This is a genomic window from Spirillospora sp. NBC_01491 (genome assembly GCF_036227065.1).
Lineage (GTDB): Bacteria > Actinomycetota > Actinomycetes > Streptosporangiales > Streptosporangiaceae > Spirillospora > Spirillospora xylanilytica.
In genome coordinates this window covers 2,212,326-2,228,612 of sequence record NZ_CP109432.1, presented here as the reverse complement: position 1 = coordinate 2,228,612, position 16,287 = coordinate 2,212,326, and the positions used below count along the sequence as shown (strand labels likewise).

The 16,287-nt window shown below is 74.2% G+C and carries 14 protein-coding genes; 9 read left to right on the top strand and 5 right to left on the bottom strand.

The features are described from left to right. Window positions 1-24: 24 nt before the first annotated feature. The 8 genes from OHA34_RS10530 to OHA34_RS10495 all read left to right on the top strand — a co-directional run bounded on the left by OHA34_RS10530 (window position 25) and on the right by OHA34_RS10495 (window position 9,897). Complete coding sequence (locus OHA34_RS10530; protein ID WP_329522390.1) at window positions 25-1,626, top strand: FAD-binding oxidoreductase; 1,602 nt, start codon at window positions 25-27, stop codon at window positions 1,624-1,626. A gap of 2 nt (window positions 1,627-1,628) precedes the next feature. After that, complete coding sequence (locus OHA34_RS10525) at window positions 1,629-2,519, top strand: diacylglycerol kinase family protein (RefSeq protein ID WP_285940924.1); 891 nt, start codon at window positions 1,629-1,631, stop codon at window positions 2,517-2,519. A gap of 318 nt (window positions 2,520-2,837) precedes the next feature. Continuing rightward, the gene (locus tag OHA34_RS10520) at window positions 2,838-3,239 is read left to right on the top strand and encodes a YccF domain-containing protein (protein ID WP_285940923.1); all 402 of its coding nucleotides are present in this window, start codon (window positions 2,838-2,840) and stop codon (window positions 3,237-3,239) included. A gap of 251 nt (window positions 3,240-3,490) precedes the next feature. Beyond that, window positions 3,491-3,928, top strand: a complete 438-nt coding sequence (locus OHA34_RS10515) for a DUF485 domain-containing protein (RefSeq protein ID WP_285940922.1) — start codon at window positions 3,491-3,493, stop codon at window positions 3,926-3,928. Then, the gene (locus tag OHA34_RS10510) at window positions 3,925-5,583 is read left to right on the top strand and encodes a solute symporter family protein (RefSeq protein WP_285940921.1); all 1,659 of its coding nucleotides are present in this window, start codon (window positions 3,925-3,927) and stop codon (window positions 5,581-5,583) included. Before OHA34_RS10515 ends, OHA34_RS10510 begins: the two co-directional genes overlap by 4 nt. A gap of 183 nt (window positions 5,584-5,766) precedes the next feature. Then, window positions 5,767-7,311, top strand: a complete 1,545-nt coding sequence (locus OHA34_RS10505) for a metallophosphoesterase family protein (protein ID WP_329521493.1) — start codon at window positions 5,767-5,769, stop codon at window positions 7,309-7,311. A 168-nt stretch (window positions 7,312-7,479) separates the two neighbouring features. Next, window positions 7,480-7,980 carry a DUF4234 domain-containing protein gene (locus tag OHA34_RS10500; RefSeq protein WP_329521492.1) on the top strand — a complete coding sequence of 167 codons (501 nt, stop codon included), beginning with the start codon at window positions 7,480-7,482 and terminating at the stop codon, window positions 7,978-7,980. 114 nt (window positions 7,981-8,094) lie between these two features. Next, window positions 8,095-9,897: a bifunctional 3'-5' exonuclease/DNA polymerase gene (locus OHA34_RS10495; RefSeq protein ID WP_329521491.1), complete on the top strand. Its 1,803-nt coding sequence runs from the start codon at window positions 8,095-8,097 to the stop codon at window positions 9,895-9,897. Between the two features lie 25 nt (window positions 9,898-9,922). Here the strand turns inward: OHA34_RS10495 and OHA34_RS10490 are convergent, their stop codons facing one another. Next, window positions 9,923-10,597 (bottom strand): SGNH/GDSL hydrolase family protein, encoded by a 675-nt coding sequence (locus tag OHA34_RS10490; RefSeq protein WP_285940917.1) that lies wholly within the window; start codon window positions 10,595-10,597, stop codon window positions 9,923-9,925. Continuing rightward, on the bottom strand, window positions 10,594-12,003 hold the full coding sequence (locus OHA34_RS10485) for an MFS transporter (RefSeq protein ID WP_329521490.1): 1,410 nt from the start codon (window positions 12,001-12,003) through the stop codon (window positions 10,594-10,596). Before OHA34_RS10485 ends, OHA34_RS10490 begins: the two co-directional genes overlap by 4 nt. Window positions 12,004-12,120: 117 nt before the next feature. On the opposite strand from OHA34_RS10485, the gene OHA34_RS10480 reads away from it, so the two are divergent. Beyond that, the gene (locus tag OHA34_RS10480) at window positions 12,121-12,741 is read left to right on the top strand and encodes a TetR/AcrR family transcriptional regulator (protein WP_285940915.1); all 621 of its coding nucleotides are present in this window, start codon (window positions 12,121-12,123) and stop codon (window positions 12,739-12,741) included. A 3-nt stretch (window positions 12,742-12,744) separates the two neighbouring features. Here OHA34_RS10480 and OHA34_RS10475 read toward each other — a convergent pair whose 3' ends face one another. From OHA34_RS10475 to OHA34_RS10465, 3 genes are read right to left on the bottom strand one after another with little or no spacing between them, the layout of a single operon-like run. Beyond that, window positions 12,745-13,995, bottom strand: coding sequence for a flavin-dependent oxidoreductase (locus OHA34_RS10475; RefSeq protein ID WP_285940914.1), 1,251 nt, complete (start codon window positions 13,993-13,995; stop codon window positions 12,745-12,747). A gap of 30 nt (window positions 13,996-14,025) precedes the next feature. Further along, window positions 14,026-14,991 carry an ABC transporter ATP-binding protein gene (locus OHA34_RS10470; protein WP_329521489.1) on the bottom strand — a complete coding sequence of 322 codons (966 nt, stop codon included), beginning with the start codon at window positions 14,989-14,991 and terminating at the stop codon, window positions 14,026-14,028. A gap of 5 nt (window positions 14,992-14,996) precedes the next feature. Then, window positions 14,997-16,265, bottom strand: coding sequence for a flavin-dependent oxidoreductase (locus tag OHA34_RS10465; protein ID WP_285940912.1), 1,269 nt, complete (start codon window positions 16,263-16,265; stop codon window positions 14,997-14,999). Window positions 16,266-16,287 lie beyond the last annotated feature (22 nt).

The window sequence follows — 16,287 nt, the reverse complement described above, 5'->3', positions numbered from 1 at the left end:
GAGGGCGCGGTGGAGACCCCGGACATGCTGTGGAGCGGATGGGGCGACCCGGCCAGGGCCGCGCCGCTGCCGGAATCGGTGGCGGGCCTGCTGCGCGACCTGCTGGGCGTGCGGCCCGCCGCGTCCGCGCCGGTGGCCCTCGGCGACATCGCCGTCCCGGCGTCCCGGCTGTCTGCGGACGACCTCGACGCGCTCGCCGAGGCCGTCGGGGACGCCGCGCACGTGCGCACCGGCACCGAGGCGCGGGTCCGGCACACCCGCGGCAAGTCCACCCCCGACCTGCTGCGCATCCGGGCCGGCGACGCCTCCGACGCGCCCGACGCGGTCGTGCTGCCCGGCTCGCACGAGGAGGTCCTGGCGGTGCTGCGCGCCTGCGCCGCCCGGCGGATCGCGGTCGTCCCGTTCGGCGGCGGCACCTCGGTCGTCGGCGGCCTCGCGCCGCAGGGCGTGACCGGGTTCGTCGCGCTCGACCTGCGCCGGATGGACGCGCTGGTCTCCGTCGACACCGTCTCCCGCACCGCCGTGCTCCAGCCGGGCCTGCGCGCCCCGCGCGCCGAGGAGCTGCTCCGCGAGCACGGCCACACCCTCGGCCACTACCCGCAGTCGTACGAGTGGGCGACGATCGGCGGGTTCGCCGCCGCGCGCTCCAGCGGCCAGGCGTCCGCCGGCTACGGACGGTTCGACGACATGGTCCTCGGCCTGACGGTGGCCACCCCGGAGGGGGAGCTCGACCTCGGCCGGGCGCCCCGGTCCGCCGCCGGGCCCGACCTCCGCCAGCTCGTGCTGGGCTCCGAAGGCGCCTTCGGCGTGATCACCTCGGTGACCGTCCGGATCCACCCCGTCCCGGAGGCGAGCGCCTACGAGGGCTGGCGGCTCCCGGCGTTCGGCGCGGGCGCCGCCGCGCTGCGCCGGATCGCGCAGGACGGCCCGCTGCCGGTGGTGCTGCGGCTGTCCGACGAGACCGAGACCATGATCGGGCTCGCCGACCCGGAGGCGGTGGGCGGCGGGATGTCCGAGGCGTCCGGCTGCCTCGCGGTCGTCGGCTACGAGGGCGCCCCCGGCGAGATCGCCCGCCGCCGCGACGAGGTCCGCGCGGTGATGCTGGCCGAGGGCGGCGAGCCGCTCGGTCCCGGCCCCGGCGACAAGTGGGAGCACGGCCGCTTCAACGCCCCCTACCTGCGCGACTCGCTGCTGGACGCAGGGGCGCTCGTCGAGACCCTGGAGACCGCGGCGTTCTGGTCGGCGGTCCCCGCGCTGTACGCGGCGGTCAGGGAGGCGCTCGTCGGCACGCTCGCGGGCGCCGGGACGCCGCCGCTGGTGATGTGCCACATCTCGCACGTCTACGCCGCCGGGGCGTCGCTCTACTTCACCGTCGTCTCCGCGCAGGGCGCCGACGCGGTGGCGCACTGGACGCGGGCCAAGCACGCGGTCAACGACGCGATCATCGCGGCCGGAGGCACGATCAGCCACCACCACGGCGTCGGCACCGACCACCGCGACTGGCACGCCCGCGAGATCGGCCCGCTCGGCGGCGCCGTGCTGCGCGCCGTCAAGGACCGGCTCGACCCCGCCGGCGTGCTCAACCCAGGAGTCCTGATCCCCCCGTCCGGCGCGCCGCAGGAGTAGCCGTGGTCACCTCCCCCCGTACCTTCACCGCGATCGTCAACCCCGCCGCGGGCGGCTCGGCCTCGGCGTCGACGCTGATCCCCCTGGCCCGGACGCTGCGCGAGGCCGGGGCGGAGCTCGCCGTCGAGTACAGCCGCGGGCTGGAGCACGCCGCGGCCCTGGCCCGCGCGGCGGCGGCGGCCGGGCGGGTGGTGCTCGGCGTCGGCGGCGACGGCATGGTCGGCGGCGTCGGCGGCGCCCTCGCCGGGACGGGCGCCGTCCTCGGCATCGTGCCGGCCGGCCGGGGCAACGACTTCGCGCGGCAGCTCGGCGTCCCGTCCGACCCGGCGGAGCTGGCCGCGCTGCTGCTGGAGGGTGAGCCGCGCCGGGTGGACGCGATGGAGGCCAACGGGACCGCCGTCCTCGGCAGCGTGTACGCAGGCGTCGACGCGGTGGCCAACGACAACGCCAACCGGACCCGGCTGCTGCGCGGCTCGGCCGCCTACTACGTCGGGGCGCTGCGCGCGATCGCGACCTGGCGGCCCGCCGACTACCGGGTCACCGTGGACGGCGCGGAGCACCGGCTGCGGGGCTACACCGTCGTCGCCGCCAACTCCGGCTACTACGGGTTCGGCCGGCACATCGCCCCCGGCGCCCGGGTCGACGACGGCCTGCTCGACGTGGTCATCATCCGGCACGCCCCCCGGCGGCTGTTCTTCGCCGTGATGCGGGAGCTGCCCGACGGCTCGCACGTCCGGCGTCCCGAGGTCGCGGTGCTGCGCGGCCGGGAGGTGCGGATCGAGCTGGCTGATCCGGCCCGCACGCTGCCCTACGGGGCGGACGGCGAGCTGCCCGGAGTGCTGCCGGTGACCGCCCGGATCCTGCCCGGCGCGCTGTCGATCCTGGCCCCATGACACCCCTCTGACCTGGATATACGGCGCATCGACGAGAATTGGCCCCCGCGTTTGGGGCGGTTTACGTCTCCATTACGGGCCCACGGATAGCGTTTCATTACGTCCCGATTAGGGACTCTGGGGCCGTCTGTGGAGGCATCATGAGAAGGCGACAGCTCGCCGTTCTGGGGGGACTCATGATGACCACAGGCGCCCTCGCCGTGGTGGCGCCGGTGTCTACGGGGGTGGCGCCGGCGACCACCACGCGCCTGGTGCCGCGGCGCCGGGGGCCGGTCCGCGGCACCGCCGCCCGGCGGCCCGCTCGCCTAAGGTGATCGCGTGCGCACCCTCCTGAACATCATCTGGCTCGTCCTGTCGGGATTCTGGCTCGCGATCGGCTACGTCCTCGCCGGGATCATCTGCTGCATCCTGATCATCACCATCCCGTTCGGCATCGCCTCGTTCCGCATCGCGGCGTTCGCGCTCTGGCCGTTCGGCAACACCGTGGTCCGGCGCCGGGACGCGGGCGCCGGGTCCAGCCTCGGCAACGTGATCTGGGTGATCGTGGCCGGCTGGTGGCTGGCGCTCGGGCACCTGTTCACCGGTATCGCGCTGTGCATCACGATCATCGGGATCCCGTTCGGGATCGCCAACTTCAAGCTGATCCCGGTGTCGCTGCTGCCGCTCGGGCGGGAGATCGTCCCCACCGGCGGCGACCGCAGGGGCTTCGAGGTCGAGTGAGCCGTCCGGGCGTCCGGGGCACCGAGTGCCCCGGACGCCCGGCGCCGTGGTGACCCAGGGTGACGGTGTTGGTGGAATATCGCATTCCGTGTGACTTGTATCACGGTCTGGCATCAGCCCGGCATCGGGCGTATATCCGTTCTGACCAGCCAACCAAGTTCTTGGTCAATTGGCCGCCATCGGCCAGCTTCGTCCGGCATCGTGACCGCCGTTCTCGGTGACATTCGCGGAGTGATCAGGCGGTGGTGTGTGTGACAACGGAGGACTCGTCCGGGCCGGGGTCCGCGGGAGGCGGGCTCGACAACGCGGCCTACGTGCAACTGAGCGAGAGCCCTGAGTTCGAGCGGCTTCGCCGGGCCTTCCGCCGCTTCGTGTTCCCCATGACGCTGGCGTTCCTGGTCTGGTACCTGCTGTACGTCGTGCTGTCGGCCTACGCGCGCGGTTTCATGGGGACCAAGGTCGTCGGGCACATCAACGTGGCCCTGGTGTTCGGGCTCTTGCAGTTCGTCTCCACCTTCCTCATCGCCTGGCTGTACGAGCGCCACGCCCGCAACAGGCTGGAGCCGCTCGCCGAGCTGGTCCGCGCCGAGGTCCCCGCGGGGACCGCCGGCGCGGGGGCCGGCGCGGCCGTGGACGAGCCCGGGACGCACGCGAAGAACGAGAAGGACGAGAAGGAGGGGCGCGAATGACCCCCGGTACGCTCGCCGCGCCGGTGCTCGCGGCCTCCGAGAACGAGCACCGCACGTTCTCGCTGATCCTGTTCGGCGTCTTCGTGGCGATCACCCTCTTCATCACCCTCTGGGCGTCCCGGCAGACAAAGACCGCCGCCGACTACTACGCCGGCGGGCGGGCGTTCACCCCGCTCCAGAACGGCCTGGCCATCGGCGGCGACTACATGTCGGCCGCCTCGTTCCTCGGCATCGCGGGGATGTTCGCCCTGTCGGGCTACGACGGGTTCCTCTACTCGATCGGCTTCCTGGTGGCGTGGCTGGTCGCGCTGCTCCTGGTCGCCGAGATGCTGCGCAACTCCGGCCGGTTCACCATGGCCGACGTGCTCGCGTTCCGGATGCGGCAGCGGCCGGTGCGCGCCGCGGCCGGCATCTCCACCATCGTGGTGTCGATCTTCTACCTGCTCGCCCAGATGGTCGGCGCGGGCGCGCTGGTGTCGCTGCTGCTCGGCGTCTCGGGCGAGAGCGCCAAGATCTGGACGATCGTCGCCGTCGGCGCGCTGATGATCTTCTACGTCACGGTCGGCGGGATGAAGGGCACCACCTGGGTGCAGATCGTCAAGGCCGTGATGCTGATGAGCGGCGCGCTGGTCATGACGGTCTGGGTGCTGTCGAAGTACAGCTTCAACCCGTCCACGCTGCTCGGCGCCGCCGCCGACGCCAGCGGCAAGGGGGAGAAGTTCCTGGTCCCGGGGCTGAAGTACGGCGCCACCGACATGTGGTCCAAGCTCGACCTGCTGTCGCTCGGCCTCGCCCTGGTGCTCGGCACCGCAGGGCTGCCGCACATCCTGATCCGCTTCTACACCGTGCCCAACGCGCGGGCGGCCCGCGCCTCGGTCAACTGGGCCATCGGCATCATCGGCGTGTTCTACCTGATGACGCTGGTCATCGGGTTCGGCGCGGCGGCGCTGGTCGGCAGCAAGGCGATCCTGGCGCAGGACAAGGGCGGCAACACCGCCGCGGTCCAGGTCGCCCAGGAACTCGGCGGCGGGGCCGGGTCGACCGGCGGGGCGGTCTTCCTGGCGGTCATCGCGGCGGTCGCGTTCGCGACCATCCTCGCCGTGGTGGCCGGGCTCACCCTCGCCTCGTCGTCCTCGTTCGCGCACGACCTGTTCGCCAACGTGTTCCGCCGGGGCAGGGCGACCGAGCGCGACGAGGTGCGGGTGGCGCGGATCGCGGCGATCGTCATCGGCGCCGTCTCGATCCTGCTGTCCATCTTCGCGCGCGGGCTGAACGTGGCGTTCCTGGTGGCGCTGGCGTTCGCGGTGGCCGCGTCGGCGAACCTGCCGACGCTGCTGTTCTCGCTGTTCTGGAAGAAGTTCAACACCTCCGGCGCGGTCGCGGGCATCTACGGCGGGCTCGTCTCCGCGGTCGGGGTGGTGCTGCTCAGCCCGATCTGCTTCGGCGGGAAGTCCGCCACCCTCCCCAAGGGCAACCCGGACGCGCTGTTCAGCGTCGACACCGTCGCGCCGATCCCGTTGCAGAACCCCGGGCTCATCTCGATCCCGATCGGGTTCCTGTGCGCCTATCTCGGCACCGTGCTCTCCAAGGAGCGCACCGACGAGAAGTTCGCCGAGCTGGAGGTGCGCGCGCTCACCGGCACGGGCGCGCACTGAGCCTCCGGCACCGGGCCCCTGAGCACCGGGCCTCCGGCACCGGGCCCTGAGCACCGGGCCTCCGGCACCGGGCGCCTCGCCGCGCTTGACGCTCAGATCACCTCCGGGAAGGGTGTGCCTGACCCTTTCTCCCGAGCGGGACGCCCCGTCCCGCCCCTCGGGAGGACCCCCCGGAGGTGATCTGTGCGTGCCGACGACGCCGAGGACGCCGAGGACACGGCGGAGCCCCGGCGGGCCGCCGCCAACTCGCGTACCTCCGAGGCGGGGGCCGGGTGGGTGTGCGGCTCGCGGGGCACCTTCAACGACCTGCTGCCCGAGCGGGTCCGGCCGCTGTCGTGGCGGCGGCCGTCGGTGCTGTGGCGCTCGCGCAACGATGTGATCGCCCGCCTCTTCGGCGACCCGTGCGACGCCATCCGCCGCCGCTGCGTCACGGCGCTCGCCGAGCGCGGCACGCCCGCCGCGTTCACCCTGCACCGGCCGGCGCCCGAGTTCTCGTTCGCGGTGCTCGGCGACACCGGCGAGGGCGACCGGTCGCAGTACGCCGTGGTGCCGCCGCTGCTGGCGGCGGGCGCCGGCACCGACTTCATGGTCATCGCCAGTGACGTGATCTATCCGACCGGCGACACCGCCGACTACCCGGCCAAGTTCCTGCGGCCGTACCGGGACTACCCGGGGCCGATCTACGCGGTGCCCGGCAACCACGACTGGTACGACGGGCTGCGCGGATTCCTGCGGGTCTTCTGCGATCTCGACGCCGACTGCGCGCCGCCGCCGTGGCGCGGCCCGTTCGGCGCGGTGGCCCGCCTGCTGTGGCGCAGGTCCGGCCCGGTCGACGAGCGGGCCCTCGCCGCGGCGCGGGCGGAGTACCGCGGCGCGGCCGGGCAGCGCGCCGTCCAGCCGGGCCCGTACTGGGCGATCGACACCCCGAGCCTGCGCATCATCGGGATCGACACCGGCGTCACCGGCCGGCTCGACCGCGACCAGGGGGCGTGGCTGCGCGAGATCTCCGCCGGCCCGAAGGCCAAGCTGCTGGTCACCGGGAAGCCGCTGCGGGTGGACGACGACCGCAGGCCGGGCGCGATCGAGGGCGGCGGCACGGTCGACGAGATCGTCCAGGATCCGCGGCACCACTACGTCGCGGCGATCGGCGGCGACATCCACAACTACCAGCGCTACCCGGTGCGGGTGGGCGACCGGACCGTCCAGTACCTGGTGTCGGGGGGCGGCGGCGCGTTCATGCACGCCACGCACATCATCCCGCGCACGCACGTGGTCGACGAGGAGGAGTTCCGCTGCTACCCGCTGCGCGGCGACTCGCTGTCGCGTTACAGCAAGCTGTACGGGCGGTGGCTGCGGCTGCCGAAGCTGTTCGAGCTCACCCCGGAGGAGGCGACGGCGGCGGTGGAGCACCGGCTCGGCATCCGTCCCGGCCGCGGGTACGACGCCGGGATGACGCCGTCGCGCCGGGCCCGGTTCGTGGCGGCCGTGCTCGGCGTCCCGCGCGGGACGCGGTACCGGCACCGCCTGCTGCGGCTGCCGGTGCGCGGGCTGCCGCAGCTGTTCCGGTCGGAGATGGCCGACTGGGACCGGCCGCCGTTCTTCAAGAGCTTCCTGCGGGTGGACGTGGGCGAGCGGGAGTTGCGCATCCGCTGCTTCGCGGCGACGGGCTGCGGCGACCACGAGGCTGATCCGCCCTGCGAGGACGAAGTGACGATTCCGTTGCGCTAGGGCAAATGTTCCGAACGCCAGTTCAGGAAATCTTTCGTAAACCTCGACATTTTGGGCGTTTTCCCTGCCTGGGGCCGGTCCGTTGTCGTACAGTCAGGGCTCGCCAAAATCGGATGACCGGTACCAGGGACGGTCGGCCGAACCATTGACCGCGTCCACAGGAGTGCAATGAGTTACCCCCCGCAGGGTCAGCCCCAGCAGCAGCACCACCAGGGCGGCTACGCCCCCGCGCCGGTCCAGCACCAGCAGGGCGGCCCGGTCGCCACCGGGGCGGGCCAGAACATGAAGCGCCGCAACCCGGTGGGCGCCTGGCTCGGCCTGCCGATGATCACCTTTGGGATCTACGGCCTGGTCTGGTTCTACAAGGTGCACGCCGAGCTGTTCGGTTTCGACCGCCGCAGCGGCGACGCCTCGGTGAACGCCCTGCTGTCGATGCTGTTCGGTGCCTGCACCCTCGGCATCTGGCCGCTGGTGATGTACGTCAAGCTCGGCGGGCGGATCGCCCAGGCGCAGCGCGCCGCCGGGCTGCCGGCCGAGTGCAGCGGAGGCATGGGCTTCCTGCTCGGAATCTTCGGGTTCGGCGTGCTGTACTACCAGATCCAGCTCAACAAGGTCGTCGACCGCTACGGGGACACGCCCCCCGGCCAGCAGGTCTCCCTGGTCGCCTGACCGGGAACGGCAGCCCTTCCGGACCCCTCCGCGCCCGCCGGGCGCGGAGGGGTCCGCCGTTTCCGGGACCGGGCGGCGCGCCGTTCTGTCGGTGCCGGGGACCACAATGGGCGGGTGAGGATCGTGGTGGCCGCCGGGCCGGACGGCGGGGGAGCGCTCCGGCCCTTCGCCGAGGACGGCACGCCCGCCGGGCCCGCCGAGACCGTCCCCGATCTGGCCGCCGCGGTCGGGGCGCGCGAGCGGGCGGACGAGCCCCGTTGGGTGTGGTCCTCGACCGCCCGGCTCTACCCGCGGCTGCTGCGCGCGGGCGTGCGGGTGGCGCGCTGCCACGACCTGGAACTGGTCGAGAGCCTGCTGCTCGGCCATGCCGGACGGTACGGCGAGCCCCGTTCGGTCCGGGCCGCGTGGGCGCGGCTGCGCGGCGAGCCGGTGCCCGCCGACCGGGTCCCGGCCGACCCCGCGCCGCAGCCGTCGCTGTTCGACTCCGATCCGGGCTCGGAGCCCGGCGCCGGTCCCGGCTCCGCCGACCCGTCCGGCGACGGCGAGGACCTCGACCGGATCACCGCCGTCCACACCGAGCAGCGCCGCGTCATCGCCGGGCTCGACGGGTTCGCGCTGCTCGCCGCGGCCGAGTCGGCGGGCGCGCTGGTGGCCGCCGAGCTGACCCACCACGGGCTGCCCTGGTCGGCCGCGCGGCACGACGCGCTGCTCACCGAGCTGCTCGGGCCCCGCCCGTCCGGCGGGCTGCGGCCCCGCAGGCTCCAGGACCTCGCCGACCGCATCGGCGCCGCGTTCGGCCCCCGCAACCACGTCAACCCCGACTCACCGGCCCAGATCCTCAAGGCGTTCGCGGCGGCCGGGCTGCCCGTGCCGTCCACCCGCGCGCACGTGCTCAAGCGCCTCGACCACCCCGCGGTGCCGCTGCTGCTGGAGTACAAGGAGCTGGCCCGGCTGCACACCGCGCACGGCTGGTCCTGGCTCGACACCTGGGTGCACGAGGGCCGGTTCCGTCCCGAGTACGTGGTGGGCGGGGTGGTGTCGGGACGGTGGGCGACCAACGGCGGCGGCGCGTTGCAGATCCCCCGGGTGCTGCGCACGGCGGTCGTCGCCGATCCCGGCTGGGTGCTGGTCGTCGCCGACGCCGCGCAGCTCGAACCGAGGGTGCTGGCCGCGCTCGCGGGCGACCGGGCGTTCGCCGCCGCAGCCGCGCACGGCGACCTGTACGAGGCGCTGTCGGACGCCTTCCGCGCGGACGTCCCGTCGTCCGGCGGCGCGCGGACCGGGGCCACTCGGGCCGGCGGCGCGCGGACGGGCGAGCTGACCGCCCGCGACAAGGCCAAGCTCGCGCTGCTCTCGGCGATGTACGGCGGCGGCACCGGTGAGGCCGTGCAGCTCCTGGCCGTGCTCAGGAACCGCTTCCCGGACGCGTTCGGCTTCGTGGAGGCCGCCGCCCGCGCGGGCGAACGGGGCCACCTCGTCCGGTCGCGGCTGGGCCGCACCTGCCCGCCGCCGTCGGCCGGCTGGCGCGAGCTGACCTCGGCGGGCGACGACGACCGCGCCGTCCCCGACGGGACCGGCCAGGGGACGGGCCAGGGGACGGGCCAGGGGACGGCGGCGCAGGCGCTGCGCAGCAGAGGCCGGTTCACCCGCAACTTCGTCGTGCAGGCCACCGCCGCAGACTGGGCGCTGGCGCTGCTCGGCGAACTGCGCCGCCGCCTCACCGCCCTCGGCCCGCCGCACCTGGTGTTCTTCCAGCACGACGAGGTGATCGTGCACGCCCCGGCCGGGCTCGCCGGCGAGGTGACGGCCGCGATCCACGCCGCCGCCGCCGAGGCCGGCCGGCTCCTGTTCGGCAACACCCCGGTCGTGTTCCCCATGGAGATCGCGACCGTCGACTGCTACGCCGACGCCAAGTAGCCCGCCCCAGGCCGCCTTTCAGCCGTCACCGCCGCGGACCGAGCAGGCCGGCCAGGGCGCGGATCGTCCCCGCCGCCGCGATGGCGTGCCCCCGGGCGTTGAAGTGCAGCCGGTCCGCGCTGTAGATGCCGGGGTCGGACGCGGCCGGATGGTCGGGCGGGTTGTGCACGTGATGGGCGCCGTGCTCGGCGGCGACCTCCGCGGTCAGCTCGCCGAGCAGCCGCGTGCGCGCGGAGATGGCCGCGCGGAACCGGCGCGGGCCGAGACCGGCGGCGGTGATGTCGAACAGGCCGATGGTGAGGACGTCGGCGCCGGCCTCCCGGAACGCCGAGACCATGGCGGCCAGCTCGGCGCGCACCGCGTCCGCGTCGAACTCGGGAGCGAGCATGTCGTTCCCGCCCCCGACCACGATCGCCAGATCGGGCCGGAACTCCAGCGCGGGCCGGAGTTGCGTCGCGCGGATCTCGGCGGCGACCAGGTCGCGCCGTCCCAGGTTGAGCGCGGCGAGGTCGGGCACCGCCGCCGCGAGGGCCTCCTCGACCCGGTCGACCCAGGACAGGTCCCGGTAGCCGGGGGCGGGGTCGCGGACGCCCTCGGCGACGCTGTCCCCGACCGTCACCAGCCGCCGCCACGGCGCGCCCCGCATCAGGGCCGCGGCCTCTCCGGCCGGCAGGACGAAGGGATCGGTGTGCTCACTCATCGCGGGCCCCTCTCGGCGGACGGGGGCCGGACGCCGGACCAGAGGCCGGCGATGGCGGCGCCCCCGGCGGCCAGCGTGCAGAACAGGTAGACGGTGGCGTAGTCGCTGCGCCCGGCGTCCGCCGGGAGCAGCGCGGCCAGCGCGGCGATGCCGAGGGCGCCGCCGAGCTGCCGGGCGGTGGTGTTCAGGCCGGTGGCCCCGGCGAACCGCGACGGGCTCACCGACAGGGCCGCCGCGCTCGCGGTGCCCGTGCTGAGCGCGCCCATCCCGGCGCCGACGAGCAGCCCGAGCGGGAGCCAGAACGTGCTGAAGCGCGGTTCGTCCGGGAGGGCGGCGTAGCACCAGATCCCGGCGGCCAGCATGAGGAGCGCGCCGCCCACCACGGCGGGACGGGTGCCTATGCGGGAGGTGAGCCGGCCCAGGACGATCGCGGCGGCGGTGGCGGTGAAGGCTCCGGGCGTCGAGGCGAAACCGGCCTTGAGGACGGAGTAGTGCCAGTGCCCGGTGAGGAACAGCACGCCGACCAGCAGCCAGGTGTACAGCGCCGTCCCGTACAGGAAGGACACCGCGTTGGTGAGCGCGAACGGGCGGCTGCGCCACAGCGAGATCTCCAGCGCGGGCACCGGGTGGCGGACCGAACGCGTGACGGCGAGCGCCACCATCGCCGCGCCCGCGGCGAGGAGGCCGAGCGTGCGGGCGTCCGTCCAGGTCCAGTCCCGGGTCTGGGTCACGCCGAGGGCGAGGGCGCCGATGCCGCCGCCGAGCAGCGCGGTGCCGAGCAGATCGGGCCGGCGGCCCCCGCTGCCGGTGGCGCGGGGGAGGCGCAGGCCGCCGAGGAGCATCGCGACGCCGACGGGAATGTTGATCAGGAACAGCGATCGCCAGCCGAGGGCGTCCACCAGCAGGCCCCCGACGGCGGGGCCGATCGCCGCCGCGAAGGCGCCCGCGGCGCTCCACAGCCCGATCGCCGCGGCCCGTCGCTCGGGCTCGGTGTCGTGCAGCAGCACCGCGAGCGAGGCGGGGATCATGGCCGCCGCGGCGGCGCCCTGGACGCCGCGGGCGGTGAGGAGCGCGCCGAGGCCGGGTGCGACCGCGCAGGCGAGCGAGGCCAGCGTGAACAGCCCGACCCCGGCCTGGAACAGCGCCCGCCGCCCGGCCACGTCGGCGAGCCGTCCGGCGGGCGCGAGCAGGGCGGCGAACAGTACCGCGTACAGGGTGATGACCCAGGTGAGCCCGGCGAGCGAGGCGCCGGGGAAGTCCTCGCGCAGGCCGGGGACGGCGAGGTTGGTGACGGTGGCGTCGAGCATGCCGAGGAACGCCGCCCCGGCGGCGAGCAGGGGCACGCCGCGGATCCTCGGGCGGGCCCGGCCCGCCGGGGGCGCCGCGGGCGCGGTGCGATTCGTCATGGACGGCCTCCCCGAACAGAAAAATAAACGAACGGTCGTACTTTCTTTGATCGAGGGGCGTCCCGTCAAGAGGTTCTGGTGTTTGACTTTGCACGAACGGTCGTGCATATTGGCCCCGTGACGGACGGACGGCTCCTCAAGGGGGAGCAGACGCGCAGGACCATCCTCGGCCGCGCCGCCGACATCGCCTCGGCGGAGGGGCTGGAGGGGGTCTCGATCGGCCGGCTCGCCACCGAGCTGCGGATCAGCAAGAGCGGGGTGTTCACCCACTTCGGCTCCAAGGAGGAGCTCCAGCTCGCCACCGTCCGGCTCGCCGTCGAGACCTTCCGCGAGCACGTCGTCGCCCCCGCGCTCGCGGTGCCCGAGGGGATGCGCCGCGTCCGCGCGCTCTGCGCCGCGTGGCAGCGCTACCAGCGCGAACGGGTCTTCCCCGGCGGCTGCTTCTTCTACTCCACCGCGGCCGAGTTCGACGCGCGCCCCGGCCGGGTCCGCGACGCCATCGCGGCGTCCCAGCGCGACTGGGGCGCCTTCCTCGAACGCTGCCTGAGCGAGGCGCGCGACCTGGGCGAGATCGACGCGTCCGCCGACCCCGCGCAGCTCGCCTTCGAGATCGACGCGCTCTGCGCCGCGGGCGGCGCGAAGGCCCTGCTGCACGACGACCCGTCCGGGTACACGCGCGCCGAGCGCGCCCTCGCCGAGCGCCTCGCCGCCGTCACCGTCCCGGCCGGGGACGGCTGATGCTCAGCCGGCGACGCTGAGGGACGGCCTGGTGTTGAGGGCCTTCGCGTCGGAGAACGAGGTCCGCTGGTAGGCGCTGCCGATCGACTCCAACTCCTCGGCGGTGAGCACGTCCTCGATGCGGTCGAAGCCGTCCGGCGCGCGCTCGGCCACCGTCTGCAGGACGCGGTCGGCCGGCATGTCCCGGCAGGCCAGCACGATCGCGTTGACCGTCTCGCGCCGCGCCCGCTCGTACGCGGCGAGCCCGGCGCCCGGATCGCCGCACCGTGCTAGCTCGTGCGCCAGGACGCGCGCGTCCAGCACGGCCTGGGAACCCCCGTTGGATCCGATCGGGTACATCGGGTGCGCGGCGTCGCCGAGCAGCGTCACCCGGCCCCGGGTCCAGAACGGCAGCGGGTCGCGGTCGACCATCGGGTACTCCAGGACCCGCGGCGTGCGCGCCAGCAGCGCGGGCACGTCGAGCCAGGGGAACCGCCAGTCGGCGTAATAGGGGAGCACGTCCTCCAGCCGGCCACCGCGGTTCCAGTCGGCCGGTCGATGCGGGCCCATCCCGTCATCGGTCCTGATCTCGGCGACCCAGTTGATCAGTGGGCGGCGGATGGAGATCGGGTAGACCACCAGCTTGGCGGCGGCGTTGCTGCCCGCCACCGCCATGGTCCGGCCGGTCAGGAACGGCTCGCCCTCGGCGACGCCGCGCCACATCCGGATGCCGTTCCACAGCGGGCCGGGCTCGCCGGGGTGGAGCTGCGCCCGCACCGACGAGTGGAGCCCGTCCGCGCCGACCAGCACGTCGGCGTGGATCTCGGCGCCGGTGCCGGCGATCCGGTCGAGCACATGGGCCCGCACGCCGTCCGCGTCCTGCTCGAAACCCTCCAGGACGGAGGCGGTGCGGACCGAACCCGGCCCGAGCCGGTCCAGGACGGCGTCCAGCAGGATCATCTGGAGCTCGCCGCGGTGGATGGAGTACTGCGGCCAGTCGTAGCCGAGGGCCAGGCCGCGCGGCTCGCCCCAGATCCGCCCGCCGTGCCGGTCGAAGTGCACCATCTCGGCGGTGGCGATCGCGGTGGAGGTCATCGCGTCGCCGAGGCCGAGCTCGGTCAGCTCCCGGGTGGCGTGCGGCAGCAGGTTGATGCCGACGCCGAGCGGGCGCAGCGACGCGGACGCCTCGACGACCAGCGCCTCGATGCCGGCGGCGTGCAGGCTGAGGGCGGCCGTCAGGCCGCCGACGCCCGCCCCGACGATGAGTACGCGCAACGCTGCCCCCTCAAGGCCGCCGCCGTGCGGTCAGCCCTTACCGCCCCTCGCCCCGGACACGGCGCCCTCAACCCCGGCGCCGGCGCCGTCCGCCGTCCCGCCGGGCGACGTCGCGTCGTCCGGCGTCCCCTCGTCCGGCGTCGCGTCGTCCGGTGTCGTGTCGTCCGGTGTCGCGTCGTCCGGTGTCGTGGCGCTCACGGTCTTGGTGCCCGGCGGCTCGGCGTCCGAATCGTCCGGGTCGCCGGATGCTGCGGCGCCGCGGACCAGCCGGCCGACCTCGGCGCGCAGCCGGACGAACCCGGGGTCGGAGCGGGTGGTGATCTGCTCGCGCGGGGTCGGCAGCTCGATCGGCAGTTCGGCGCGGATCCGGCCCGGGTTGCGGCCGAGCACCACGACCCGGTCGCCGACGTAGACGCTCTCGTCGATGTCGTGCGTGACCAGCAGGATCGTCATGCCCTCGGCCTGGTGCACCTGGAGTACCAGGTCCTCCAGATCCTCGCGGGTCTGCGCGTCGACCGAGCCGAACGGCTCGTCCATCAGCAGCAGCGAGGGCCGGTAGGCGAGGGCGCGGGCGATCGAGACGCGCTGCTGCATGCCGCCCGAGAGCTGCCACGGGTACTTGCGCCCCGCGTCGGCGAGCCCGACCTCCTTGAGGGCGCCCTCGGCGGCGGAGCGCCGCTCGGCCCGGGACCCGCCGCGGCGCCGCAGCGGCAGCGCGACGTTGTCGCGGACCGTCAGCCACGGCAGCAGCGACCGGCTGTAGTCCTGGAACACCACGGCGAGGTCGTCGGGCACACCGTCGATGGGCGTGCCGTTCAGCAGCACCTCCCCGCTGGTGGGGCGGATCAGCCCGGCGATGCAGCGCAGCAGCGTCGACTTGCCGCAGCCGGACGGGCCGACGATGCTGACCAGCTCGCCCTCGCCGACCCGCAGGTCCATCGTCCGCAGGACGGTGTGGTCGCCGTAGGAGTGGCTCAGTTCGTTGATCTGGAGCATGTGCTTCACCTGACTCGGGGAGCGGTCACGGTCCACGGTGAGTCGCCGTTGAGGTCGTTGGTGTGGGTGATCTGCTGGTAGCCGTTGGCCAGCGGGGCGAGTTCCTCGGGGGTGAGGACGTCCTCGATCCGGGCGAAGCCGTCGGGCGCGCGTTCGGCGACGACGTTGAGGATCTTGTCGCCCGGGTTGTGGCGGTTCGCCAGCACGATCGCGTTCACCGTATCGCGCCGCGCCGCGTCGTAGCGGGCCAGCGCGGCCTCGGCGGTGCCCGCGCGGGCCAGCTCGAACGCCAGCACCCGGGCGTCGATGATCGCCTGGGAGCCGCCGTTGGAGCCGAGCGGGTACATCGGGTGCGCGGCGTCGCCGAGCAGCGTCACCCGGCCCCGGGTCCAGAACGGCAGCGGGTCCCGGTCCACCATCGGGTACTCCAGGATCTCGTCGGCGCCCTTGATCAGCCCCGGCACGTCCAGCCAGTCCACCCGCCAGTCGGCGAAGTGCGGCATGACGTCCTCCAGCCGGCCGGCCCGGTTCCAGTCGGGGACCTCGGTCAGCTCGGTGGTCGGCTCGCAGATCTCGCCCAGCCAGTTCAGCAGCGCGCGGCCCCGGTCATCGGCCTCCCGCGAGATCGGGTAGCAGATGAACTTGCTGAGCAGGTTGGTGCCGAGGACCGCCATCGTCCGGCCGTTGAGGAACGGGTCGGCCTCGGTGACGCCGCGCCACAGCGTGACGCCGTTCCACAGCGGTCCGCCCTCGTCCGGGTGCAGCGCCTTGCGCACCGTCGAGTGCAGCCCGTCGGCGCCGACCAGGATGTCGGCGGTCAGCGCCGACTCCGCTCCGGTGGCCTGGTCGCGGACGCGCGCGGTGACGCCGTCCGGGCCCTGCTCGAAGCCGGTCAGCGCGACGCCGGTGCGGATCGCGCCGGCGCCGAGCCGCTCGCGCGCCGCGTCCAGCAGGAGCATCTGGAGCTCGCCGCGATGCACGAAGTACTGCGGCCAGCGGTAGCCGAGGCCGAGGCCGCGGCCCTCGCTCCACACCGGGTTGCCGTGCCGGTCGAAGTGCGCGAGCTCCTCGGCCGACAGGCCGGTCGCGTCGAGCGCGCCGCCGAGGCCGAGCTCGGTCAGCTCCCGGGTGGCGTGCGGCAGGAGGTTGATGCCGACCCCGAGCGGGCGCAGCTCCCGCGCCGACTCGATCACCTCGGCGTCGATGCCGGCGGCGTGCAGGCTGAGCGCGGTGGTGAGCCCGCCGATGCCGGCCCCCACGATCAGGACGCGCATGGCGTTCCTCCGTTCGTCGTTG